Origin of the sequence: Paraburkholderia sp. USG1 (assembly GCF_031570135.1) — a bacterium.
GTDB classification, from domain to species: Bacteria; Pseudomonadota; Gammaproteobacteria; order Burkholderiales; family Burkholderiaceae; genus Paraburkholderia; species Paraburkholderia dioscoreae.
Genome location: NZ_JAMWXW010000011.1, coordinates 135,331 through 158,636 on the forward strand (window position 1 = coordinate 135,331; position 23,306 = coordinate 158,636).

21 protein-coding genes are annotated in these 23,306 nt (G+C 64.3%); 13 read left to right on the plus strand and 8 right to left on the minus strand.

Annotated elements, in window-relative coordinates; all coding sequences use genetic code 11:
- Window positions 1-2: 2 nt before the first annotated feature.
- From NE850_RS16635 to hutG, 4 genes are all read left to right on the plus strand, one after another.
- Complete coding sequence (locus NE850_RS16635) at window positions 3-641, plus strand: HutD family protein (RefSeq protein WP_007182417.1); 639 nt, start codon at window positions 3-5, stop codon at window positions 639-641.
- Window positions 642-726: 85 nt separating this feature from the next.
- On the plus strand, window positions 727-1,962 hold the full coding sequence (gene hutI, locus NE850_RS16640) for an imidazolonepropionase (protein WP_007182416.1): 1,236 nt from the start codon (window positions 727-729) through the stop codon (window positions 1,960-1,962).
- 32 nt (window positions 1,963-1,994) lie between these two features.
- Window positions 1,995-3,383, plus strand: coding sequence for a formimidoylglutamate deiminase (locus tag NE850_RS16645; RefSeq protein WP_310698935.1), 1,389 nt, complete (start codon window positions 1,995-1,997; stop codon window positions 3,381-3,383).
- A gap of 67 nt (window positions 3,384-3,450) precedes the next feature.
- Window positions 3,451-4,266 (plus strand): N-formylglutamate deformylase, encoded by an 816-nt coding sequence (gene hutG / locus NE850_RS16650; protein ID WP_165185548.1) that lies wholly within the window; start codon window positions 3,451-3,453, stop codon window positions 4,264-4,266.
- A 276-nt stretch (window positions 4,267-4,542) separates the two neighbouring features.
- Here the strand turns inward: hutG and NE850_RS16655 are convergent, their stop codons facing one another.
- Entirely contained in the window at window positions 4,543-4,683 is a 141-nt protein-coding gene (locus NE850_RS16655) for a hypothetical protein (protein WP_165185551.1), read from the minus strand.
- Between the two features lie 334 nt (window positions 4,684-5,017).
- Here NE850_RS16655 and NE850_RS16660 point away from each other — a divergent pair, with 334 nt between their 5' ends.
- Complete coding sequence (locus tag NE850_RS16660) at window positions 5,018-5,683, plus strand: hypothetical protein (RefSeq protein ID WP_007182412.1); 666 nt, start codon at window positions 5,018-5,020, stop codon at window positions 5,681-5,683.
- A gap of 290 nt (window positions 5,684-5,973) precedes the next feature.
- Window positions 5,974-7,887 (plus strand): DUF3857 domain-containing protein, encoded by a 1,914-nt coding sequence (locus NE850_RS16665; protein WP_035518670.1) that lies wholly within the window; start codon window positions 5,974-5,976, stop codon window positions 7,885-7,887.
- A 56-nt stretch (window positions 7,888-7,943) separates the two neighbouring features.
- Here the strand turns inward: NE850_RS16665 and NE850_RS16670 are convergent, their stop codons facing one another.
- From NE850_RS16670 to glgC, 5 genes are all read right to left on the minus strand, one after another.
- On the minus strand, window positions 7,944-9,095 hold the full coding sequence (locus NE850_RS16670) for a branched-chain amino acid ABC transporter substrate-binding protein (protein ID WP_310698936.1): 1,152 nt from the start codon (window positions 9,093-9,095) through the stop codon (window positions 7,944-7,946).
- 450 nt (window positions 9,096-9,545) lie between these two features.
- A complete protein-coding gene (locus NE850_RS16675) occupies window positions 9,546-10,007 on the minus strand; it encodes a hypothetical protein (RefSeq protein WP_007182409.1) in 462 nt (153 codons plus the stop codon).
- 227 nt (window positions 10,008-10,234) lie between these two features.
- Window positions 10,235-11,101 (minus strand): pyridoxal kinase PdxY, encoded by an 867-nt coding sequence (gene pdxY / locus NE850_RS16680; protein WP_007182408.1) that lies wholly within the window; start codon window positions 11,099-11,101, stop codon window positions 10,235-10,237.
- Between the two features lie 328 nt (window positions 11,102-11,429).
- On the minus strand, window positions 11,430-12,890 hold the full coding sequence (gene glgA, locus NE850_RS16685; protein WP_007182407.1) for a glycogen synthase GlgA: 1,461 nt from the start codon (window positions 12,888-12,890) through the stop codon (window positions 11,430-11,432).
- 49 nt (window positions 12,891-12,939) lie between these two features.
- Entirely contained in the window at window positions 12,940-14,205 is a 1,266-nt protein-coding gene (gene glgC, locus NE850_RS16690; RefSeq protein ID WP_007182406.1) for a glucose-1-phosphate adenylyltransferase, read from the minus strand.
- Window positions 14,206-14,666: 461 nt separating this feature from the next.
- Here glgC and NE850_RS16695 point away from each other — a divergent pair, with 461 nt between their 5' ends.
- Entirely contained in the window at window positions 14,667-15,782 is a 1,116-nt protein-coding gene (locus tag NE850_RS16695; protein ID WP_007182404.1) for an alpha/beta fold hydrolase, read from the plus strand.
- A gap of 130 nt (window positions 15,783-15,912) precedes the next feature.
- Here the strand turns inward: NE850_RS16695 and NE850_RS16700 are convergent, their stop codons facing one another.
- Window positions 15,913-16,908 (minus strand): LLM class flavin-dependent oxidoreductase, encoded by a 996-nt coding sequence (locus NE850_RS16700; protein ID WP_007182403.1) that lies wholly within the window; start codon window positions 16,906-16,908, stop codon window positions 15,913-15,915.
- Between the two features lie 303 nt (window positions 16,909-17,211).
- On the opposite strand from NE850_RS16700, the gene NE850_RS16705 reads away from it, so the two are divergent.
- Window positions 17,212-17,361: a hypothetical protein gene (locus tag NE850_RS16705; protein WP_007182402.1), complete on the plus strand. Its 150-nt coding sequence runs from the start codon at window positions 17,212-17,214 to the stop codon at window positions 17,359-17,361.
- A gap of 10 nt (window positions 17,362-17,371) precedes the next feature.
- A complete protein-coding gene (locus NE850_RS16710; RefSeq protein WP_007182401.1) occupies window positions 17,372-18,205 on the plus strand; it encodes a class II aldolase/adducin family protein in 834 nt (277 codons plus the stop codon).
- A gap of 72 nt (window positions 18,206-18,277) precedes the next feature.
- Here the strand turns inward: NE850_RS16710 and NE850_RS16715 are convergent, their stop codons facing one another.
- Window positions 18,278-18,760, minus strand: coding sequence for a hypothetical protein (locus tag NE850_RS16715; protein ID WP_232064131.1), 483 nt, complete (start codon window positions 18,758-18,760; stop codon window positions 18,278-18,280).
- Between the two features lie 139 nt (window positions 18,761-18,899).
- Between NE850_RS16715 and NE850_RS16720 the strand changes: the two genes are divergently transcribed.
- The 4 genes from NE850_RS16720 to NE850_RS16735 all read left to right on the plus strand — a co-directional run bounded on the left by NE850_RS16720 (window position 18,900) and on the right by NE850_RS16735 (window position 23,101).
- Window positions 18,900-19,199 (plus strand): hypothetical protein, encoded by a 300-nt coding sequence (locus tag NE850_RS16720; protein ID WP_051059024.1) that lies wholly within the window; start codon window positions 18,900-18,902, stop codon window positions 19,197-19,199.
- 16 nt (window positions 19,200-19,215) lie between these two features.
- A complete protein-coding gene (locus NE850_RS16725; protein WP_007182399.1) occupies window positions 19,216-20,817 on the plus strand; it encodes a rhodanese-related sulfurtransferase in 1,602 nt (533 codons plus the stop codon).
- 756 nt (window positions 20,818-21,573) lie between these two features.
- Window positions 21,574-22,125, plus strand: coding sequence for a hypothetical protein (locus NE850_RS16730; protein WP_007182397.1), 552 nt, complete (start codon window positions 21,574-21,576; stop codon window positions 22,123-22,125).
- Between the two features lie 22 nt (window positions 22,126-22,147).
- Entirely contained in the window at window positions 22,148-23,101 is a 954-nt protein-coding gene (locus tag NE850_RS16735; protein ID WP_007182396.1) for a patatin-like phospholipase family protein, read from the plus strand.
- Window positions 23,102-23,306 lie beyond the last annotated feature (205 nt).

The following is a 23,306-nucleotide window of genomic DNA, read 5'->3' on the forward strand; positions in this document are numbered from 1 at the left end:
TCGTGGCGCTTCACGGCACGCTCGTCGTCGGCGGGGCAACCCTCACGCTGATTCGCGGCGCCGAACTCGTGGCGGCGCCGTGGAAGAACGGCGGCGGCGTCACGCGCGAGGTGGCGGCGTTTCCCGAAGGCGCGGGGCTCGATGCTTTCGTATGGCGGGTGAGCGTGGCCGATGTCGCGCAAGCCGGGCCGTTCTCGCGCTTTGCCGGCATTGATCGCACGCTCGTGTTGTTGTCCGGCGCGGGCATGTTGCTCGACGAAGCCGGCGACGGGAGCAGCGCGCACGGCGTGAAGACCTACGCGTTGACGCAAGCGCTCGACATGGCCCATTTCACCGGCGAGGCGCGCATCGAGGCACGCCTCGTCGACGGCGCAACGCGCGACTTCAACCTGATGGTGCGTCGCGACGCGGCGCAGGGGGAAGTGCAAGTATGGCGCGGGCCAACGCAACGCACGCTTTCTGCTGACGCGGTTCTGCTGTATTGCGCGCAAGGTGCCGTGCGGGTCACGCCCGGCGACGCGCAACCGCTGCCGCTCGATACCGGCGACACGCTGCGCATCGATTCGCCGCACGCGCTGTCATGCGCGGTGGAAGGCGAGGGCGCCTTGCTCGCGATCAGCATCCGCTACGCAAAAAGATGACGACGATTCGCGTGCATACTCGCCAATGTCACGGCGCACGCACGCGAACCACCACAGACACGCAACAAGCTGCAAAGAGCACGCGATGAAGCAAACCGTCTGGCATCACCTGAAACTTTGCCCGCAGGGCGATCCCCAACACACGCTGCCCGATGCCGCGATCGCCGTTGAAAACGGCACGATCGTGTGGCTCGGCGCGGCCTCCGCATTGCCCGCCGGCTACGCCGCATGGCCGCGCGAAGATCTGCACGGCGCGTGGGTGACGCCCGGTCTCGTTGATTGCCATACGCACCTGGTGTACGGCGGGCAACGCGCGGACGAGTTCGCGCAGCGCCTCGCGGGCGTCAGCTACGAAGAAATCGCGCGGCAGGGCGGCGGTATCGTCTCCACGGTGCGCGCCACGCGTGCCGCGGACGAAGCCTCGCTGCTGCGTCAGTCGGCTGCGCGGCTCGAACCCTTGCTCGCTGAAGGCGTGACGACCGTCGAGATCAAATCCGGCTACGGCCTCGATCTCGCCAGTGAGCGCAAGATGCTGCGCGTAGCGCGTCAATTGGGCGAGCGTTATCCCGTGACGGTCTACACGACGTTTCTCGGCGCGCACGCGCTACCGCCTGAATTCGCCGGCCGCGCCGATGCGTATATCGACGAAGTCTGCAACACGATGCTGCCGACGCTCGCGGACGAAGGTCTCGTCGACGCGGTCGATGTGTTCTGCGAGCGCATCGGCTTTTCGCTGGAACAGAGCGAGCGCGTCTTCAAGGCGGCGGAGCGTTACCAACTGCCGGTGAAAATGCATGCCGAGCAGTTGTCGAACGGCGGCGGCACGGCACTCGCGACGCGTCATCATGCGCTGTCCGCCGACCACCTCGAATTTCTCGACGAAGCCGGCGTTGCCGCGATGAAGGAAGCCGGCACGGTGGCCGTGTTGCTGCCGGGCGCGTATTACTTCATCCGCGAGACGCAGTTGCCGCCGTTGGAATTGCTGCGGCGCTATCAGGTGCCGATTGCGATTTCGACCGACAGCAACCCCGGCACGTCGCCCGCCACGTCGCTGCTGCTGATGATGAATATGGCGACCACACTCTTTCGCATGACCGTACCCGAAGTGCTGCAAGGCGTGACGTCGCACGCGGCGCGCGCGCTCGGCAAGGCGGATCGGCACGGCTCGCTGGAAGCAGGGCGCGCGGCCGATTTCGCGGTGTGGTCGGTCGACTCGCTGGCCGAGCTGGCTTACTGGATTGGACGCCCGTTGTGCGCGCGAGTGGTGCGTGCGGGCGAGACCGTTTATGCGCGGCGTGAATCGAGCCAGGGCCTGAGATGACGCAATCGCAATCGCAATCGCAGAAGCAACCCATGAATCAATCGCTATTCGCCGGGCACGCGTATCTGCCGGATGGCTGGCGCCGCAACGTGCTGCTCGAGTGGGACGCAAACGGCACGCTGACGGCCGTCACGCCTGATACTTCCACGGTGCCCGCCGGCGTGCAAAAAGCCGCCGGTCCGGTATTGCCTGGCATGCCGAATCTTCATTCTCACGCGTTTCAGCGCGCGATGGCCGGCCTCACCGAATATCGCGCTGCCTCCGGCGCGGGCGCCACGGATAATTTCTGGAGCTGGCGCGATCTGATGTATCGCTTCGCCGCGCGCATCACGCCGGAGGGTCTGGCGAGCGTCGCACAGTGGCTGTACATCGAGATGCTGAAGGCGGGCTATACGTCGGTGTGCGAGTTTCACTATGTACATCACATGCCGGGGGGCGAGCGCTATGCGAATCAGGCGGAACTCGCGCAGCGTGTCGTGGATGCGGCATCAACGAGCGGGATCGGCATGACGATGCTGCCGGTGCTGTATCAGTACGGCGGCTTCGGCTCACGTGCGCCGCGTGACGATCAGCGGCGTTTCATCAACACGCCGGAGAGTTTGCTCGATCTGCTCGGCACGTTGCGCGCGGCGCGCCCTGAAAGCGCCGCGTTGCGTTATGGCGTGGCGCCGCATTCGCTGCGCGCGGTTTCCGCGGATTCATTGCGCGCGCTGCTCGGCGGTATCGACGGCACCGCGCCCGTGCATATTCATATTGCCGAACAGACCGCCGAAGTCGACGCGTGCCTCGAAACCGAAGGGGCGCGTCCGGTGCAATGGCTGCTCGATCGGTTCGATGTCGACAGCCGCTGGTGCCTCGTGCATGCCACCCATGTGGATACCAACGAAACGCTGGCGCTCGCGAAGAGCGGCGCCGTCGCCGGCTTGTGCCTGACGACCGAAGCCAATCTCGGCGACGGCATTTTTCCGGCGCAGGACTATCTCGACGCGCAAGGGCGCATTGGCGTGGGCTCGGATAGCCATATCGGCGTCGATTGGCGCGCGGAACTGCGGTTGCTCGAATACGGGCAGCGCCTCACACGGCGGCAGCGCAACGTGCTGGCGTCGGCGCAAGCGACGCATGTCGCCGACCGTCTGTACGACGCCGCGCTGGCAGGCGGCGCGCGCGCGACGGGCCGCGCGGTCGGCGCCTTGCAGCCGGGCCGCCGCGCCGATTGGCTCGTGCTCGACGCGGATCATTCGAACATCGCCGAGCATGTGCCGGACACGTGGCTCTCGGGCGTTGTATTCTGCGAGCATGGCAATACGCCGATTCGCGATGTCTATGCCGGTGGCGAGAAGGTCGTCGACAACCGCCGGCATCGCGATGAAGAGGGCGCGTACGCGCGCTATCGCGTGGCGCTTGCGGAACTGCTCAAATAAAGCGCGCGAGCGGGCCTTTGCACGATCTGCTGAACTGATTCTTCGATCCTATCGATTCCGGACTGACATGACTGCTTCGAATACACCGCCGGTTTTCTCGCTGCATCAGGGACGCCTGCCGCTCCTTGTTTCGATTCCACATCTCGGCACGCAAATTCCCGCCGACATCGCCGCGACCATGACGCCGGTCGCGCAACGCACCGACGATTGCGACTGGCATCTGGATCGTCTCTACGCGTTCGCGACACGCATGGGTGCGTCGGTTCTTTCGCCGACCTACGCGCGTTACGTGATCGACCTGAACCGTCCGCCCGACGGCGCGAACCTCTACCCGGGTCAGGACACGACTGGCCTGTTGCCGGTCGATACCTTCGACAAGGAACCGTTGTATCTCGACGGCCATCTGCCCACCGAGGCCGAAGTCGCGCGTCGTCGCGATGCTTACTGGAAACCGTATCACGAGGCGCTGCAGGGCGAGCTCGCGGCATTGAAAGCGAAACACGGCAGAGTGCTGCTGTGGGAAGCGCATTCGATCCGCTCGCACGTGCCGCGTTTCTTCGAAGGACGTCTGCCCGATTTCAACTTCGGCACGGCCAATGGTGCGAGCGCGGTGGCGGGATTGGCCGAGGAAATGGCCGCTATCGTCGAGCGGCATGACGGCGGCTATTCGGCTATCGCCAACGGCCGCTTCAAGGGCGGGTACATCACGCGCGAGTACGGGCAGCCGTCGCAAGGCGTGCATGCCTTGCAACTCGAACTGTCGCAGATCACGTATATGGAAGAGCACATGCCGTATGCGTATGACGAAACGCTGGCTGCGAAAGTCGAGCCCTTGCTGGAAGCGCTCGTCGTCAATGCATTGGAGCGCGTCGAGGCGGCGTGACGCCGGCGTTATACGTTGTAGCCTGCACTGCGGGCTCTCTCTCTTCTCTTCCACGCGGTTCACGACGCTGCGCAAGTTGCGCAACGCCGTGTCCGCGTCGGCTTACGCCGCAAAGGTGTAACAGCATGTGTCCGTGATTGCATGCTGCCGTGTTCGCGCAGAACGTATGGAACGCGTATGGCGCGTTGCTCCGTGCCCAACCTTGCCGGCGAAAAAAAGCCCCGCTTCTAGCGGGGCTTTGCAGTGTGCCGTGCCGGTCAGGGCATGGCGCCACCCTTAATGGCAGCGGTTTTCCCAGTGATGATGAACGCGTACCTTGTGGCACTCGCGATGATGATGATGCTCATACGCTTGTGCGGGAGCGATGGCGCTCAGTGCGGCGACGGCAGCCGCGATGGCGAGGACGATCTTCTTCATTACAGAATCCTTAACTCAGTGTTGGGGTACTAACGCTGCAGCACGGGGCGTACCGCAGCGGTTTGCAAGCATGCCACATTGCGCGCGTGGTGCGGAGGAACGCTGACCAGACGCACGTGTCAATTCACAACGGCGAGCGCCGCGAACCGCCTCTGGCGGTGAAGGGCGGCTGACGGTGTGCATTGGCGCGGTGGCGTGTAATTACGACAGATCGACGCTCACGCGCTGAGATGCCGGGATTGCGCGTTATGCGGTGAAGCGGCTACCCTTTCAAAACGATGACGCGCGCGAGCGCGTGATCACTACATCGGGCAAAAAGATGGAAGACCCAGCGATGGAAGATTCCGACGAATTGCTGCTCCCGGTCTGGCGAGCGAACCTGGTGCTGTTGACCCGCGAGGTCGGTGCGGCGACGCGTCTCGCGCGCATGATGACCTTTTCCGCGAGCTACCTGAAACTGATGTTGTCCGGTCAACGCGAATTCAGCGAGGAATTCGTGCGGGGGATCGAAGCGGTCACCGGATTGCCGGGTGGCTGGATGAACGTCCCGCACACCGAGCAGGACATACCGCTCAACGCACGCGAAGCGATCGACAACGAACAGCCGCTCGCGCGCTTTCGCGGTACGGCGCATCCCGTGCGAAAGAAGACGGTGCTGCGCCCGCCTGAGCCGATCTTCGGCCAGCCGGGACCGGCCAGACGTGTCGAAGAAGAAACCCTCGACGCTGAAACGCACCGGCGGCAGGCGCATTTTCGCAAGGTCCGCGACGTGGCGATTCAGGAGGTGCGGCGTTTCGAGCGGCATCTGAGTCATGCGCCGGTGGAACTGGCGTCGGTGCGCGCCAAGGTGGAAGACGTGATCGCCGCCGCCGATCTCGAGGATCCGATCCAGGCCGATCTCGCGGGGCGGCTGGAGCAGATCGAAAAACATCGCCATCTGCTGCTCAGGCACGTGGAGCGGTTGCAGGCTTTACTCGGGCAGCTCGGCGAAACGGAGTAATGGCGCGCTGCTGTCCGTTCATTATGTGTGCTTCTTCGATTCCAAGTAGTTGGATCGGGACTAGTGAAACGGGTGGAAACAACGAAAACGCGCGCCGGCTGCCAATGTGCTAAAACCACGCTACGAACTGAGCCGGGGTGCATCTTGGGGAAAATAGCCGTCACGTTGCAGCGGGCGCTCGCCGGCGTCACTGTCTCGCCATGCGTCGCGCGAACGGTGCGGCGCATGTTTCGTGTTGCATTCGCTTCGAGTCCGCGAGCCACGCGCGCGCCGGGCAGGGCGCGGTGCACATGAGGCGGTGCCCGGCGGTTTTTCTCAGGCTGGCCTTCTGGCTGACGCTTGGCGCACTGTCGCCGGCTATCGCATGGGCCGACGACAGCGCGTCCACCGTATCCGGCGACGACCTCGCGCCCTCCACAATCGAGCGCGACGTCCATCTCTTCACGATCCAGAAAGACGGCTCCATCGAGGAACACGACGACACGGTTCTGCGCGCCAACACGACGAGCGGCGTCGACGATATCGCGCAACGCTATGTGTGGTTCAACAAGGACATCGAGCAGGTGCAGTTGCTGGCCGCGGAAACGATCGATCCGGGCGGCGTCGCGCATCCCGTCGGTCCCGAGGCGATCCGCGACGTGCAGGAGCCGCGCTCCGCAGGCGCGCCGAGCTTCGAGGACGGTGTGTTGCGCACGGTGATTTTCCCCGGCGTGGAGCCGGGCTCACGCGTGCATCTGGCGTTTCGCAAGACCCGCACGAAACCGTTGCAGGCGGGCACCTTCGCGTATCTCGTCGAACCGACGCGCGACCCCGTCGAACTGCAGCGCCTGATTTTCGATCTGCCCGCCGACGTGCCGCTTTATGCCGACGCGCGCGGCTACGTCGCTGTGCCGCCGGTCACGGCCAACGGCCGTACCCGCTACGAGTTCGACTATCGGCACGGGCCGTATGCGCCGCTCGAAGCGGGGTCGGTCGGCTATGCGAACTGGGGCGACCGCCTGATGGTATCGACGGTGCCGGACTTCGCGAATTTTGCCGCGCGGTATCGCGGGCCCGCGCTCGACGCGACGATTGGCGATCCGGCGATCGTCCGCCTCGCGCAAGCGCTGACCGCCGGCGCCGCCGACCCGCGCGCGAAGGCGCAGTTGCTGTACGACTGGATGCGTTTGAATATCCGCTACGTGGCCTTGTTTCTCGGCGAGACGGCGGCGATTCCGCACAAGGCGATCGATATCCTGCGCAACCGTTATGGCGACTGCAAGGATCATGTCGCGCTCTATGGGGCATTGCTCGCGGCGGTCGGCATCCGCAGCGAGGCTGTGTTGCTCAACCTCGGGCCGTACTACAGTTTGCCCGACGTGCCCGGCTACGGCGCAAGCGCAATCAATCACGCGATTGTCTGGATTCCTGAGTTGTCGTTGTATGCGGATACGACCGCCGGCGGCACGGCATTCGGTTATCTGCCGCCGAGCGTGATGGACAGGCCGGTGCTGCTGGTGGACGAGGGCGTCCTCTCGCGAACGCCGGCCACGCAGTTGCGCGAACGCAGCGCGCGCGTGCAGATCGACGTCGATGAAAGCGGCGCGGCGCATTACGCCTACCGCGCGGAAGACGCGGGTTTTACCGCCGAAATAGAGCGCAACACGTTTCGGCGGGCGACGCGGCAACGCACGCAGCAAATCGCCGCGAACCGTTTATTACAGACGGGTCTGCACGGCACCGCGCAATTGCACACGGCGGATCTCATCGCCACAAATGGGCCGTTTGCCACGTCGATGCAGGGAAAAGTGGAGCATTTCGTCTGGACCGACGGCACCACTGCAATACCGGCGTTGACGAGTTTCTCCGGCGGCATGGGCTCGCAGGTGCAGGCGTGGCTTGCGGAGCCTCTGAGGACTCAGCCGTGGACTTGCATAGGTGGAGAATTCGACGAGACGCTGGAAATGACGCTGCCGCGCTTCGCGCGGGTGACGGATTTGCCGGCCGACACCGCGGTGCAGAGCCGCTTCGTGACGTTTTCATCCAGCTACGTGTTCGATCCCGCCGCGCGGCTCCTGCAGGTCAGGCGGCACCTGCGCGCCGCCTTTGGCCATCAGATGTGTTCTGCTAATGAATTCGCCGAAATGCACGACGACCTCGTGCGAATCGAGCGGGATCTCGATGCCGGACTGGTCGTCAAGGTTACGGATTCTAAGAACCGGTAGCGATGTTGCCGGCACGGGCGCAAACAACGAAACCCGTGCCGGAACCGGAAAGTACCTTAGCTGCCCGTCTTCGTCACGATGGGCACCCACGCTCCGCTCTTGACCTGATAGAGCGTCGATGCGCCGCTCTTCAACGCGCCGGTGCTGTCGAACGAAATCTTGCCGGTCACGCCGTCGAAATCGATGGCCTTGAGCACGGGCCGGTAGACGTTCGGCGAGGCGGATTTGGCCTGCTGCATGGCCTTGATCGCGGCCCATGCGCCGTCATAGCCGAACGGCGCGTAGGACAGGATATCCACGCCAAAACGCTTCTTGAACTTCGCGGAGAAATCCTTGCCGCCGGGCAGTTGGGCGAGCGGCCGTCCATATTCCCAGGCCATCACGCCCTCAGCCGAATCGCCGGCTAGCTTGATGAAATCCTGATCCATCACGCCGCCGCCGCCCACCAGTTGCGCGTTCATGCCCAGTTGCTTCATGCGCTTCGCGAAGCCGGCGGCCTGCGTGTCCAGTCCGCCGAAGAAAATCAGATCGGCGTTGGTCGATTTGAGCTTGGTGATCTGCGTGCTGAAATCGACTGCTTTATTGTCGGTGTACTCACGCGCGATGATGCTGCCGCCATGTGCTTTCACCGCCTTCTCGAATTCGTCGGCCTCGCCCTGGCCGAACGCGGTCCGGTCGTCGATGATCGCGATGCGTTTGGCCTTGGTCACCTGAACGGCATACACGCCCGCATTGCCGGCGTTTTGCCCGTCGGTGGAAATCACCATGAAGGTGTTCGCGAAGCCGCGTCCCGTGATGACCGGATTCGTGGCCGCCGGGTCGATCACCGGAATGCCGGCCTGCTCGTAGATCTGCGAGGCGGGAATCGTCGTGCCCGAGTTGAAGTGGCCCACCACGGCCGACACGCCCGAGTCGACCAGCTTCTGCGCGGCTTGCACGCCGATGCGCGGGTCGGCCTGGTCGTCTTCGGAAACGATCTGGAATTGCGCGACTTTGTCGCCGATCTTGATCTTCTGCGCGTTGGCTTCCTCGATCGCGAGCCGGACACCGTTCTCCAGATCCTTGCCGTAGCCGGCGTTGGCGCCCGTCAGCGGCGCGGCAAAACCGACCTTCACCGGCAGGTCGTCGGCGAACGTGGCCGGTGGCGCGACGGCGAAGATAGCGCCAACGAACAGGGCAAGCGGTTTCAGCGTATTGCGAAGACTCATGGTCTCTCCTTCCATCGACAGTTCAGGGTGTGAAAGCGGCAAGGCAGTAACGCTGGATTTCGACGCACGAGCGTGCACATTGCACGGCGCGCATCGGGAGACTCGGATGATCGGTCGCCATAAACAATAGTGGAATACGCCCGAGGGAAGCCCCCTGGGGACGCACCGGCGCGTTCATCCGTCCGTCAATCTGGCCCGAATATAGAAAGCCAATTTGCCGTCGTCTTGGCAGTTCAAGGCGTTTTGAATGAGCATTTCGGCATAGCCGACGCAGCGCATTCGCTGACAGCGTGCGGGTACGGATGCCGGCGCGGGGGTGCCGATTGCGGCACATGCTTAAGAGACCGGCGCGAATGCGCCGGCCGGGTGTCCGCGGCGCAGCGTCGGGAACGATCCCGCATGCCTGCGCCGAGGTAAAGGCGTCGTGAAGTGCGAACTAAAGCCGAGCGCTCAGTGCTCGCCTTGCTGGCGCAGCAATTCTTCACGCAGACGCAGAAGGGGCGCCTTGGTGTCGTCGTCGGCCCATGTGTCGAGATCGTCGATGGCGCGCTGGCAGCCGTCGAGCACGAGGTCGAGATCCACCGGCACGCCGTTGTTCAGCGCGAATTCGATGGTCTCGGCGAACTGCTGGCATTCGTCCTCACCGTACGAGATGTCGAGGTTGTCGGCGATCACTTCCGCGATATTGCTGCGCGCTTTGTCGTCCGGCGTCACCATGTCGACGATGCCGCGCGCCACCGCGGGCGAATAGTAGAGCGCAATGTCGAGCCACTGCGCGGGATCGAAATCGGCCTGGTCGAACTGGCTCTCGAAGAACTCGATCGCTTCCTGTTCGTGCGTCTCGTCGGCATCGACGCTGATGCACAACTGCTCAAAATATTCTTCCCGCTCGCTGCGGATATAACCGTCCATCGATGCCTCGTCTGCTGAATGCCGGGTGCCTGAAAGTGCGGCGCGGAAGGGCACGGGCCTCGTCCACGCGGCACGCATTATAGGACGGCCCGCTGACTGGCGCGGGCGCGCGGCATGAGTTACTTGCTCGTGGCGGCGGCCATTACGGATCGCTCGTGCTGGCGTATAACAGCATTTCCGCTCCCGTAGTGCGGGGATGACCTGGCGCAGGCGTGCCTGCACGCCACCTACGCCGTATCCGCCACCCATGCATCGAACCACTCGCGCGGCTGCGCGATTTCACTTTGCGCGGCGACCAGTTCGAGCTCGTAGCGTCCCGCTTGCCAGGTTGCCTTCACCACCGCATTCACGGCGGCAAGCGTGTGTTCGAAGGCGGCGCGGATCGAATCGCCGAGCAACGTACGCGCGACGAACACCGCGCTCGTCAGATCGCCCACCCCCACCGGTTGCCGTGCGAACGGGTAGAGCGGGCGCTGTCCCATCCATGCTTCGCGTTCGGTGACGACCAGCATGTTGAAGCGGTCGGCGGGGCTGTTGCGATCGAGCAGATGTTTGACCAGCACCAGCTTCGGCCCGCGCGCAATGAGCTCGCGGCACGCCGTGACGGCTTCCTCCAGCGTCTCGATCTCGCGGCCCACCAGACGCTGCAATTCGGTGTGGTTCGGCGCCATTGCGTCGGCCACTTCGGGCATGGTGCGCACGAGAAATTCCTGAATGCCCGGCTCGACCTTGCAGCCGCTCACGGCGCCCATGACCGGATCGCAGAAGTACCATGCACGCGGATTGGCGGCCTTCACCGCCTTGACGATCTCCAGCACCGACTGCGCCTGTTCGGGCGTGCCCAGATAGCCGGAAAGCACGGCGTCGCAACGCGGCAGCATGCCGATCGCGCCGATGCCGTCGACCAGATCCACCATTTGCGCGGCGTCGATCGCGCCGCCGGTCCAATGACCGTATTGCGTGTGGTTCGAGAACTGCACGGTGTTGAGCGGCCACACGTTGACGCCGAGCCGACGCATCGGAAACACGGCCGCGCTGTTGCCGGCGTGACCGAAGACGACATGTGACTGGATGCTCAGAACGTTTTTCGTCATGGTATGGCCCGCGCAAACGGGTAGGCGCGATCAATGAAAACAGGAAGGATGCGCCGCGGCGGCGATCCGGCAGGTGCGGAATGCCTGATGCGGCAGGACTGCTTCAGATGGTGCAGGAAATCGGCACACTCTGCATCGTCAGGAAACAATACATGAGTTTGCCGCGCGCGAGTTGATCCGTCCCCGAGTTGTTGCGTCGAACCATCAAACGCGCGGGCGGCGCAGGCTGGGCGGCGAGAGCGCTGGCCGCCCGGAAAAGACGGGTCAAGCCGGCTTCGGCGACTCAAGGCTCCACGCAGTTGAGGCCAGGTGGCCACGTCGGGCGAGCTCAGGCGAGCTCGCGATAGAGCGCCAGATAGCGCTCCGCCGAGGCGCCCCAGCCGAAGTCCTGGCGCATCGCGCGCCGTTGGGCCGCTTTCCATTCGGCGCGGCGTTCATGGAGCGCGAAGGCGCGGCGGATCGCGGCGCCTATGCCCTTCAGATCGAAGCGTTCGAACACGAAACCGGTGGCGAGGTCGTCGGCGAGATTTTCGAGCGACGCGTCCACCACCGTGTCTGCAAGACCGCCCACGCAATGCACGAGCGGCAGCGAGCCGTAAGCGAGCGCATACAGTTGAGTCAAGCCGCAGGGCTCGAAACGCGACGGCACCGCGATCACGTCGCTGCCCGCGACGATCGTATGCGCGAGCTTCTCGTCGAAGCCGAGTTCCACCGCGACGACTTCCGGGTGCGCATGCGCGACGCGTTTCAAACCGTTTTCCAGCGCTGGGTCGCCGGTGCCGAATACCACCAGTTGGCCGCCATGTTTGATGATTTCGGGCACGGCCTCGAGCAGCAGGTCGAGGCCTTTCTGTTCGGTCAGGCGGCTCACCACGCCGAACAGCAGCGCGTCGCTTTTCTGCGCGAGGCCGAAGCATTTTTGCAGCGCTTCCTTGCACGCCAGTTTGCCGGCGAGGCGCGTGGCGCTGTAGTGGTCTTCGAGGAGCGCGTCGCTGGCTGGATTCCAGACCGTGTAGTCGACGCCGTTCAGAATGCCGCTCAGGTCGTGCGAGCGATGGCGCAGCAGCCCGTCGAGTCCGCCGCCCTGGGCGAGCGTCTGGATTTCGCGCGCGTAGGTGGGGCTCACGGTGGTGATGCGGTCGCTGAAGTAAAGGCCGGCCTTGAGAAACGACAGTTGCCCATAGAACTCCACGCCGTGCATGCTGAAGTAGTCCGCCGGCAGGCCCAGTTGACCGAACTGGTGCGCGGGAAACACGCCTTGATACGCGAGATTGTGCACCGTGAAGACGCTGCGCGCGAAAGACCGGCCATGCTGGCGTTCGGCCGCTTTCAGATAGGCTGGCGCGAGCCCCGCATGCCAGTCGTGCGCGTGGACGATCTGTGGCGACCAGGCCGGGTCAAGCTGCTGCGCGAGTTGCGCGGCGACCCAGCCGAGCAACGCGAAACGCTGGGCGTTGTCGCCGTACGGCACGTGCTCGTCGTTCAGATAGGGATTGCCGGGCCGGTCGTACAGCGTGCTCGCGCGGATCACATAGACGATCAGGCCGTTCGACGCCAGCGTGCCCCGTTCGAGCGTGACGCCCGGTGCATCGAACCGGCGCCCCAGTTGCGCGACCGGCGCGAGATCGGTCAAACCGGCCACCACCGCCGGGAAGCCGGGCAACAGCACGCGCACATCGGCGCCGCGCTCGATCAGCGCGGGCGGCAGCGCGCCCGCGACGTCGGCGAGACCGCCCGTTTTGAGGAGGGGATACAGCTCGCTTGCGACGTGCAGGGCGCGAATCGTCATAGGCTCCGTCTCATCCTGGGTTGGTGCGGCTCGCGGCTGGCGGCCGGCCTTACTTTACCGTCTGCCGCAAGGCTTCCGGCGTGACCAGCACCACGCCGTCGTCGGTACGGTAAAAGCGCTCGGCATCGCTCACCGGATCTTCGCCGATTACCGTGCCGTCCGGTATCGCGCAGCCGCGGTCTATCACCACTTTCTGCAGCCGGCAGCTCGCGCCGACGGTAACCTGCGGCAACAAGACTGCCTCATTGATGTTACAGAACGAACTCACTTTGACGTTCGACGAGAGCACCGAGCGCGAGATCTGCGAGCCCGAGATCACGCAGCCCCCGCACACGATCAGATTATTGCCCGAGCCCTGCAGCCCCTTCATGTCGCGCACGAATTTGGCCGGCGGCAACTGTTCCTGATATGTCCAGATCGGCCAGCTGCGATCGTAGAGATCGAGCGTCGGAATGGTCGAGGCGAGGTCGAGATTGGCGGCCCAGTATGCGTCGATCGTGCCGACGTCGCGCCAGTACGGCTCCACGTTCGGGTCCGACGACACGCACGACATGCTGAACGGATGCGCGATCGCCATGCCTTGCGTGACGACGCGCGGCAGGATGTCCTTGCCGAAGTCGTGATCGGTGTCGACGGACGAGATGTTCTCCTCGAGCAGCGAATACAGGTAGTCGGCGCTGAACACGTAGATGCCCATGCTGGCGAGCGCCGTATCCGGGCGGCCGGGTATGGCGGGCGGGTCGGCGGGCTTTTCCACGAAGCCGGTCACGCGGCGGTTTTCATCCACGTGCATCACGCCGAAGGCCACCGCGTCCATGCGCGGCACCTCGATACAGCCGACCGTGCAGTCCGCGCCGCTCTCCGCGTGGTCCGCGATCATGCGCGTGTAGTCCATCTTGTAGATGTGGTCGCCGGCCAGCACCACCACGTATTTCGGCCGGATGGAACGGATGATGTCGAGGTTCTGGAACACCGCGTCCGCGGTGCCGCGATACCAGTGCGCGCCTTCCACGCGTTGTTGCGCGGGCCACAGGTCGATGAACTCGCCGAACTCGCCGCGCAGGAAGCTCCAGCCGCGCTGCAGGTGACGCAGCAGCGAGTGCGCCTTGTACTGCGTGACGACTGCGATGCGGCGGATGCCGGAGTTCAGGCAGTTGGACAGCGCGAAGTCGATGATCCGGTATTTGCCGCCGAAGTGCACGGCCGGCTTGACGCGTTTGTTGGTAAGCGGCCCGAGCCGCGTGCCCCGTCCGCCCGCCAGGACGATGGCGAGGGTGGTGCGTTGCAGATCGTTCAGCCGTGCCGGAGTGTCCATGTCTGTCTCCTTTATCGACCGGAGTGAGCGCGAAGCGCCGACTCCGGTCCCATGCAAGATGGTTGCTGGTTAGTATGCCCCGGATGGTTCGGTCGCTTGCTCTCCCTGATGATTCGTGCTGCCAGGCGGCTCCGTCTTCGCGGGCCCGTCTGCCAGTTCTATCACTGAATGGCCGCGGCCGAGTAGTCTGAATTGTGCCGATGCGGTTCGCGTGCGCACCTTGCGCACGATCAACCCTTGCATCGCGGCGCTCCGTGCGCCACGACACATAGAGGGCGAAGTCGGGCACCGCAATATGCGTGCCACGGCCGGCCGGCGGCTTGATGAGCCTGGGCCGGCGGCAGCAGAGTCCGGCGGGGCGTCGTAGAATCGTCGGCTCCCGGCCGGAGGTTCGGGCGCCGGCCTGGCCGTGCGTCTGCCTCGCATAGCTCCCCGTGCTTTTCCCTTGATAAACGACTTCGATGAGTTTTCGCCGCCTTTCTTTGCTCGCCATGTCGAGCGTTTGCGTACTGGGCGCCGCCTGCGCGCCTGCCGTTTTTGCTGCTTCTGCCGCTACGCCGGCGAGCGCCGTCACGCTCAGCGAGGCCGCTTCGGCCGCCTCAGCCGTTGCCAGTGCCGCAGGCGATGCCGGTCCGGCCTACGGCCCCGAGTTGCAGGGCTTCGACTATCCGGCGCCGGTCGGGCAGTACGATTTCACCTCTCAAGGGGTCGCGCTGCATATGGCGTACATGGACATCAAGCCGGCGCATGCGAATGGCCGCACAGCGGTGTTGCTGCACGGCAAGAACTTCTGCGCGGCAACGTGGGAGGGGACCATTCGCCAACTGAGCGATGCGGGCTTTCGCGTGATCGCGCCCGACCAGATCGGCTTTTGCAAATCGAGCAAGCCTGAGCACTATCAGTACAGCTTTCAACAGCTGGCGCGCAATACGCACGCGTTGCTGCAATCGCTCGGCGTGACCGACGCGACCGTGATCGGCCACTCCACGGGCGGCATGCTGGCGATCCGCTACGCGCTGATGTATCCGCACGAGACGCAGCAACTGGTGCTGGTCAACCCGATCGGTCTTGAGGACTGGAAGGCGAAGGGCGTGCCCTCGCTTTCCGTGGACCAGTGGTATGAGCGCGAGCTGAAGACGACCGCCGACGGCATTCGCCGCTACGAGCAGTCCACCTATTACGCGGGGCAGTGGCGTGCGGACTACGAACCGTGGGTGCAGATGCTGGCGGGCATGTACCGCGGTCCGGGCAAACAGATCGTCGCGTGGAATTCCGCGCTGCTGTACGACATGATCTACACGCAGCCCGTTGTTTATGAACTCGGTCAACTGAGCATGCCGACGCTGCTTTTGATCGGGCAGAAGGACACCACGGCGATCGGCAAGGATGCCGCGCCTCCCGCGGTGCGCGCGAAGATCGGCCATTACCCCGAACTGGGTAAGGCGGCTGCGAAGGCGATTCCGCATGCGACGCTGGTTGAATTCCCGGAACTCGGGCACGCGCCGCAGATGCAGGATCCGCAGGCGTTTCACAAGGCGTTGCTGGAGGGGCTGGCTGCGCTGCCGTCGAGCTGGTGACGTGATGAACGGCTGGGTTTCGCCGAACGACAAAAGGGGCGAACCTGTCTGAACTGCACGCCAAAGACTGGAAGGTATCCAACTTTGGGTGCGGCTCAGCGGCCGCCCCTTTCTCCATTCGTCGACGCGCTTAACTACCGGTCGCCAGATCTTCACGCACTTGCGCGCCGATCTCGAACGAGCGCAGCCGCGCCTTGTGGTCGTAAATCTGCGCGGTAAGCATCAACTCGTCCGCACCGGTTTGATCGATGATCGACTTCAACGCTTCGCGCACCGCGTCACGATCGCCCAGTGCCGTGCAGGCGAGCGAGTGCGCCACGTTGTTCAATTCCATCTCCGACGCCTCGAGCCGCTCCACCGGCGGCTGCAACTGACCCGGCGTGCCGCGCCGCAGATTGATGAACTGCTGCTGCAGCGAGGTGAATAGACGCCGCGCTTCTTCGTTGGAATCGGCGGCGAACAGATTGACGCCGACCATCGCATACGGTTTGTCGAGCGCGGCCGACGGACGGAATTGCGCGCGATACACCTGTAGCGCGGTGAGCATGTAATCCGGCGCGAAATGCGACGCGAACGCGAACGGCAGGCCGAGCGCCGCGGCGAGCTGCGCGCTGAAGAGCGACGAGCCGAGTAGCCACAATGGCACGTTCAGACCCGCGCCCGGCACCGCGCGAATCCGCTGGCCCGGCACGGGGTCGGCGAAATAACGCTGCAATTCGACCACGTCGTCGGGAAACGAGTCCGCGCTGTTTTGCAGGTCGCGGCGCAGCGCGCGAGCGGTGCTCTGATCGGTGCCGGGCGCGCGGCCGAGACCCAGGTCGATCCGGTCGGGGTAAAGCGAGGCGAGCGTGCCGAACTGTTCCGCGATCACGAGCGGCGCATGGTTCGGCAGCATGATGCCGCCCGAGCCGACGCGGATTTTTTTCGTGCCGCCCGCCACGTAGCCGATCACCACTGAGGTCGCCGCGCTGGCAATGCCCGTCATGTTGTGATGTTCCGCCAGCCAGAAGCGCCGGTAGTTCCAGTTTTCCGCATGCTGGGCCAGGTCGAGCGTATTCCTGAACGCGTCTGCCGGCGTGGCGCCCGCGGTGACCGGCGAGAGGTCGAGGACTGAAAAGGGGATCATTGTCTGTTCACTTGTTGTTTCGGGCGCTTCCGCGCGATGGGGCATTCTCGCAAAGGTTCTGCTTTTCTGCTGACGCTGCCGCGATGTCCACGTTCACGAAAGGGGGTTTGTGCGCGCGGCGCCGGGCAGGGCAAACCGCGTCGACAGCACGGACCGTTACATGCAGATCCGATATAGATATGGCCGATCAATAGTTAACATGCGCATGCCGCGCTGCTACCTTAAGCGCCTCGAAGCGAACCATGCATCCGGCCAGTCACGTTACCGCCCCGCCGGGCAGCAACCATTCAGGGAGACACGAGCGTGTCCATCGAATTCATCGGCATGATCCAGACCCGTGGGGTGTCCGAAACGTATGCGGCACAAGGTTTCGTGATCGATATCGATCACGGCCGTGAGCCGATTCCCACTACCCGCGAACGGATTGCGCGCGTCGAGCGCGTGGCGGTGTAACGGAGGCGCGATGACCGATCTTTCTCTCACCGCTATCACCACGTTCGCGAAGGAGCCGCCGGCAATCCAGCGCCACGCGCCGTTGCGCAGATTCTGGTTCGACGAGGTTCCACCGCGCGAGAGCATCGCAGCGGAACGCCGTTACCGGCAGGTGCGGCTTGCCGTCGCGTTTCGCCTGTTCGCGCGCTACGGTTTCGATCAGGGGCTCGCCGGCCATATCACTGCGCGCGATCCGGAATGGCCCGATCATTTCTGGGTGAATCCGTTCGGCAAGCATTTCAGCCGTATCCGCGTGTCCGATCTGTTGCTCGTGAACGCCGAAGGCGAGATCGTGGTCGGCGAGGGGCCGCTGAATCAGGCCGCGTTCGCGATCCACGCGGCGATTCACGAAGCGCGTCCCGACGTCGTATCCGCGGCGCACACGCATTCGCTTTATGGCAAGGCATGGTCGTCGCTGGGCCGTACGCTCGATCCGCTTACCCAGGACTCGTGCGCGTTCTACCAGGATCACGCGTTGTTCGACGATTTTCGCGGCGTCGTGCTCGATACCGATGAAGGCGCGCGCATCGCCGCCGCGCTCGGCGGACACAAGGCGGTGATTCTGAAGAATCACGGCATTCTCACGGCCGGGCCGAGCGTCGAAGCCGCGGCATGGTGGTACATCGCGCTCGACAACGCGTGTCACGCGCAACTGCTCGCTGAAGCCGCGGGTACGCCGCAGGCTATCCCGCACGATATCGCGACGCTCACGCACGAGCAGGTGGGCCGCGCGGGCGGTGCGCAGTTTGCGTTCCAGAGCCTGCTGGAAGGGCTGGTGGAAGCCGAGTCCGACGTACTCGATTAAAGCTCTGAACCATGTCGCATGACGCGCTTGCAGCGTGCCTGCGGCGCTGGCAAAGGACTAAACAGAATCAGACTATTTGATGCCGACCTTTTGCGACACGACCCACACGACGGGATCGGACATCGAGCACTCTACCGAACTGACTTCGCTCGATGTAATGACTTCAATCGCGCATCCGGTGTGTTTATAAAAGGTGATGTCGTAGACATCGCGCCAAAGGTCTTTGCCGATCTTTTCCGAGGCGATCCGCACCGCCGTGGTCATCGAGTCGTCGAGTTGGACCGGATCCGTGATACGGACGTTTTTCAGAATGAGCGGTGTTATGTTTTTCGGCCAACTCGCGCATTGCAAAGGCGAACCGGCGAAGCACAGGGCAGGAGCTGCCAGCACGGCCAAGTTCGCGGCGGCCCTCACAGCGACACCGTGATCGTATGATCGCCGCTTTCCCAGATGTGCCGGCGCGTGACGATGTTGACGATCACGCAGCCGCCGGACACCGGCAGGGATCTCGTCTTGCTCGATTCGACCTGGACTTTGGCGATAGATCCACGGCATCCGGTCACTTCATTTCCAGTTGGGGGTCGCGATATTACCGACTCCGGTGTCTAAAAATAGGATTGCCATATTTTTTACAAATAAGCATGGGCTGCTCACCTGTTTGAGCGATTGCTGGCTCTGCAGCGTCTGGGGTTTGATGGGCCTGCCGCGTGGCGCGGAAATTGCTCGGCATTCCCGTATCGCCGAAGACGGCGTGCCGCAGGAAAACCACGCGGCAAAACGGCTCGACGCCGGCAGCGTGGATGCCGTGCCTCCGGGCAGCGGCGATATTCACCGCGTGAGGAACGTTTTTGGTGACCGTACGTCGATCGGCATTCACGTGTACGGTGCAAATATCGGTGCGGTGAAACGGTCCGTCCAGGCAGGCGGCGCCGCGCGAAAACTTTTATCTCCGGCGATGCGAACGACGTGTTGCCGAATATCTGGAATGTTGTGAAGGAGTCCCCGATCTCATGAGTTTCGTTCAGGCATTTCGTACCCGATCATTCGAAGATGTGCGCTACGCGCTGCTCGAGCACGAGGAAATCGCGCTCGTCGATGTGCGCGAGGAAGATCCCCACGCCCGCAGTCATCCGCTTTTTGCAGCCAATCTGCCGCTCTCGCGGCTCGAACTCGACGCGCCGGTGCGCTTGCCGCGCCAGGCCGTGCCGATTGTGGTGTTCGACGCCGGCGAAGGGTTCGCCGAGCGCGCCGCGCGCCGTTTGAGCGAGCTGGGCTATACCGACGTCGCCCTGCTCGAAGGCGGTTTGCAAGGTTGGCGCGAGGCCGGCGGCGAGTTGTTCCAGGACGTCAACGTGCCGAGCAAGGCGTTTGGCGAACTGGTGGAAAGCGAGCGCCATACGCCGTCGCTCGCCGCGCCGCAAGTGCAGGCGCTGCTCGATCACGAAGCCGACGTGGTGGTGCTCGACGCGCGCCGCTTCGACGAATACCAGACCATGAATATTCCCGGTAGCGTCAGCGTGCCCGGCGCGGAACTGGTGCTGCGCGCGCGCCAGCTTGCGCCGGACCCGGCGACGCGGATCATCGTCAATTGCGCGGGGCGCACGCGCAGCATCGTCGGCGCGCAGTCGCTGATCAACGCGGGCGTGCCGAATCCGGTGGCGGCGCTGCGTAACGGCACGATCGGCTGGACGCTGGCCGGCCAGGCGCTCGCGCACGGCAGTTCGCGCCGCTTCGACGCGGTGGTCGACGATCAGCTGCGTCTGGCCGCTGCCGATTCCGCGCGCGCGGTGGCGGATCGCGCCAGGGTGGGCCGCACTTCGCGCGACGAAGCGCGCCGCTGGGCTGGCGAAGCGGTCCGCAGCGTGTATCGCTTCGACGTGCGCACGCCCGAAGAATACGAAGCGGGGCACGTGCCAGGCTTTCGCAGCGCGCCGGGCGGCCAGCTCGTGCAGGAAACCGACATGTTCGCGCCGGTGCGCGGCGCGCGCGTGATTCTCGCGGACAACGACGGCGTGCGCGCCAACATGACCGCGTCGTGGCTCGCGCAGATGAACGTCGACGTGTATGTGGTGGATGGTCTGACGGCTGCGGACTTTGGCGAAAAAGGCGCGGCGCCCGCCGCCCGCCATGCGCCCACGCCGCCCGACGTCGACGAAATCTCTCCGGCCGGGCTGCGCACGCTGCTGCAATCGCCGGGCACCGCCGTGCTTGATTTCAGCGACAGCGCGAACTACGTGAAGCGGCATATCCCCGGCGCGTGGTTCGTGATTCGCGGCGAACTCGAGAAGGCGTTGCTCAAGCTGCCGGATGCGCAGCGTTACGTGCTCACCGGTGGCAACAATCTGCTCGCGCGCTTCGCCGCGCCCGAGGTCGCGGCCTTGACCGGCAAGCCGGTGCAGGTGCTGGGCGGCGGCACGGCGGCGTGGATCGAAGCCGGCTTGCCGGTCGAGAGCGGCGAGACGCGCCTCGCATCACCGCGCATCGACCGTTACCGGCGTCCTTACGAGGGCACGGATAACGCGCGTGAAGCGATGAATGCGTATCTGGAATGGGAGTATGGTCTTGTTGCCCAACTCGCGCGCGACGGTACGCACGGGTTTCGCGTGATCTGACCGGCTTGGCCGAACCGGGCCGACCGATGCGACGACTCATGCTGTGTCATGTTTTCTTTCGCATTCCGATCTGTTCTGCGACATACGTTGTCCAGAACGTCTGGCGTTGCGGCGCTTGCGGCGTCAGCATTGCTGCGCGCCGAGCCTTAGATGTTGCAGGCGGCGGGGCGCTCGGCCTTCGAGTCGATTGCGCGTGAGGCGGTTGCGACGTCGGCGCCGGTCTGAAGCCGTGGCTACCACCGGCGAATCATCTGCCGATTCGGTGTAAACGCGCTCTCGTCTAAATCGGCCAATCCGTTTAGATTAGCTGCACTTGGAAGGCTTATCGAGGGACCAGGGCGGCCAATCAAGCAGCGGTTTGCCATTCCGGCGATAGCGCGAGGTGAGCAGCCAAGGTTGCTCACTGCTTCGTCCGGGACCAGACCGCTGCGCGTCGTCCGCGGTGCTTCTTTTCCAGGCGGCCAGATGGCCGCTTTCACCGACCGTATCGGCCGACCTGGCGACGCTTTGCACAGCGTCGCTTTTTTGCTTGTGGCGCCGGTTTTCACGTGGTTCGCCGCGTGGCCTCGCACCGCCTCCGCCTCCGCCGCCTCTGCCTTCGCCATCTCGGCCTTCGCTACCGCTACCGCGTTGTTCGACGGCGCACACGCCGTGCCGCGCCCGCTCGCGGTTTTGCCCGTGCGCGGTTATCCTGTAGTAGACACTACACAACGGGATGCAGGCGTTCGCGGCCTGCATCCGTAGAGGAAATTCGCTGTGAGCCTGAAATTGCTGACTGTCGCCATGCTGGCCACGTGCGTTGCGCTGACCGGTTGCGACGACCAACAGAGCGAGCGCGCCGTGCAAAAACTCAAGGAATTCTTCAATGCCGTCAAACCGGACGCTTTATTGCTCAAGGACATGACGCCGGGCGTCACGACCGAAGCGCAGATCCGCGGCCAGATGGGCAAGCCGGAAACCGAGCGCACCTTCACCGACGGCTCGAAACGCTTTGAATATCCGCGCGGCCCGCAAGGCCTGAATACATACATGGTCGACATCGATCGCGACGGTAAATTGCAGGCCATCACCCAGGTGCTGACGGCGGCCAACTTCGCGAAGATCCGCATCGGCATGAGCGAGGACGAAGTGCGCCGCCTGCTCGGCAAGCCCGGTCAGGTCGCGGTGTTTCCGCTCAAGCCGGAGACGGTGTGGAGCTGGAAGTGGCGCGAAGGCGGCGTGACCGAAGAAGGGATTTTCAACGTGCATTTCGACCAGTATCAGAAGGTGTACACGACATCGCGTTCCGACGTGAATCGTGGGCGATAGAAGATAGAAAGCGGGGAAGAAGATGATACGTCGACGTCGATACAGCCGGATCGGGCTGGTGTTGGGGGGCGGCGCCGCGCGCGGCTGGGCGCATATCGGCGCGATTCGCGCGCTGCACGATGCGGGCATCAGGCCCGACGTGGTCTGCGGCACGTCGATCGGCGCGCTGGTGGGCGCGGTTTACGCAAACGGCGACCTCGACTGGCTCGAGGAGTGGGTCTCGCGGCTCACGTGGCAGACGGTCGTGCGCCTGCTCGATCTGCGCTTTTCCGGCGGCCTGCTCGGCGGACGCAAGGTGATCCAGCTGTTCGCCGACAAGTTCGACGGCCGTTCGATCGCCCAGTTGAACATGCCGTTCGCAGCGGTCGCCACTGAACTCGATTCAGGCCGTGAAAGCTGGTTGCAGGACGGCAGCGTGGTTGAGGCGGTACGCGCCTCGATTGCGATTCCCGGCATTTTCACGCCCGTGTGGCACAACGGCGTCTGGCTGGTGGACGGCGGCCTGAGCAACCCGGTGCCGGTTTCGGTGGCGCGCGGCATGCGCGCGGACTGCGTGATCGCCGTCGATCTGAACAACGATATTCTGAACGGCCGCGATTTCGGCGGCGCGGTGGTCGATACGCCGGCCATCGATCCGGCGGCGCCGCAGGCGGTCGCGCTGCGCCGCAACGGCAAGCCCTGGCCGCGCTGGCTCGCGCCCGCCGAAGGGCGCGCCACGGACGACGTGCGCGTGCCGCCCGCGCCGAGCGCACGCGTGCCGTCCATGCTGAGTTCGATCGCGCAGAGTATCGACATCATGCAGGTGCGGATCACGCGCAGCCGTCTGGCGGGCGAACCGGCGGACATCCTGATTCAGCCGCGCCTGGGCGGCATGGGGATTTTCGACTTTCACCGCGCGGCGCCGGCCATCGAGGAAGGGCGCGCGGCGGTGGAACATATGCTGCCGGCGATTCGGGCAAGGTTGGGGGTCGATTAGGGCGTTCCGAGCGCCCGCCGTCTATCGAAAAAGCGACCCGAAACTTGCTAAAACGCGGCAGCGCTTACCGTGCGGCAGCCGCGTTGCAAACCCGATTTCCCCGCAAAACCAAGCCCTGCAAGCCGCGCACAGCGCTAAAGCACGCTCTGCTGCATCGCAGCAAAACTCCCCCGCGCCTTTGAGAATTTAATTTTCGCTTGCGAGA

Excerpts from the sequence above, each read along its gene's own strand:
- hutI (WP_007182416.1), top strand. The coding sequence starts at position 727 with ATGAAGCAAACCGTCTGGCATCACCTGAAACTTTGCCCGCAGGGCGAT.
- NE850_RS16660 (WP_007182412.1), top strand. The coding sequence starts at position 5,018 with ATGGAAGATTCCGACGAATTGCTGCTCCCGGTCTGGCGAGCGAACCTG.
- NE850_RS16675 (WP_007182409.1), bottom strand. The coding sequence starts at position 10,007 with ATGGACGGTTATATCCGCAGCGAGCGGGAAGAATATTTTGAGCAGTTG.
- hutG (WP_165185548.1), top strand. The coding sequence starts at position 3,451 with ATGACTGCTTCGAATACACCGCCGGTTTTCTCGCTGCATCAGGGACGC.
- NE850_RS16725 (WP_007182399.1), top strand. The coding sequence starts at position 19,216 with ATGAGTTTCGTTCAGGCATTTCGTACCCGATCATTCGAAGATGTGCGC.
- pdxY (WP_007182408.1), bottom strand. The coding sequence starts at position 11,101 with ATGACGAAAAACGTTCTGAGCATCCAGTCACATGTCGTCTTCGGTCAC.
- NE850_RS16700 (WP_007182403.1), bottom strand. The coding sequence starts at position 16,908 with ATGATCCCCTTTTCAGTCCTCGACCTCTCGCCGGTCACCGCGGGCGCC.
- glgA (WP_007182407.1), bottom strand. The coding sequence starts at position 12,890 with ATGACGATTCGCGCCCTGCACGTCGCAAGCGAGCTGTATCCCCTCCTC.
- NE850_RS16670 (WP_310698936.1), bottom strand. The coding sequence starts at position 9,095 with ATGAGTCTTCGCAATACGCTGAAACCGCTTGCCCTGTTCGTTGGCGCT.
- NE850_RS16720 (WP_051059024.1), top strand. The coding sequence starts at position 18,900 with ATGGGCCTGCCGCGTGGCGCGGAAATTGCTCGGCATTCCCGTATCGCC.
- glgC (WP_007182406.1), bottom strand. The coding sequence starts at position 14,205 with ATGGACACTCCGGCACGGCTGAACGATCTGCAACGCACCACCCTCGCC.
- NE850_RS16655 (WP_165185551.1), bottom strand. The coding sequence starts at position 4,683 with ATGAAGAAGATCGTCCTCGCCATCGCGGCTGCCGTCGCCGCACTGAGC.
- NE850_RS16715 (WP_232064131.1), bottom strand. The coding sequence starts at position 18,760 with ATGCCGTGGATCTATCGCCAAAGTCCAGGTCGAATCGAGCAAGACGAG.
- NE850_RS16645 (WP_310698935.1), top strand. The coding sequence starts at position 1,995 with ATGAATCAATCGCTATTCGCCGGGCACGCGTATCTGCCGGATGGCTGG.
- NE850_RS16695 (WP_007182404.1), top strand. The coding sequence starts at position 14,667 with ATGAGTTTTCGCCGCCTTTCTTTGCTCGCCATGTCGAGCGTTTGCGTA.
- NE850_RS16710 (WP_007182401.1), top strand. The coding sequence starts at position 17,372 with ATGACCGATCTTTCTCTCACCGCTATCACCACGTTCGCGAAGGAGCCG.
- NE850_RS16735 (WP_007182396.1), top strand. The coding sequence starts at position 22,148 with ATGATACGTCGACGTCGATACAGCCGGATCGGGCTGGTGTTGGGGGGC.
- NE850_RS16665 (WP_035518670.1), top strand. The coding sequence starts at position 5,974 with ATGAGGCGGTGCCCGGCGGTTTTTCTCAGGCTGGCCTTCTGGCTGACG.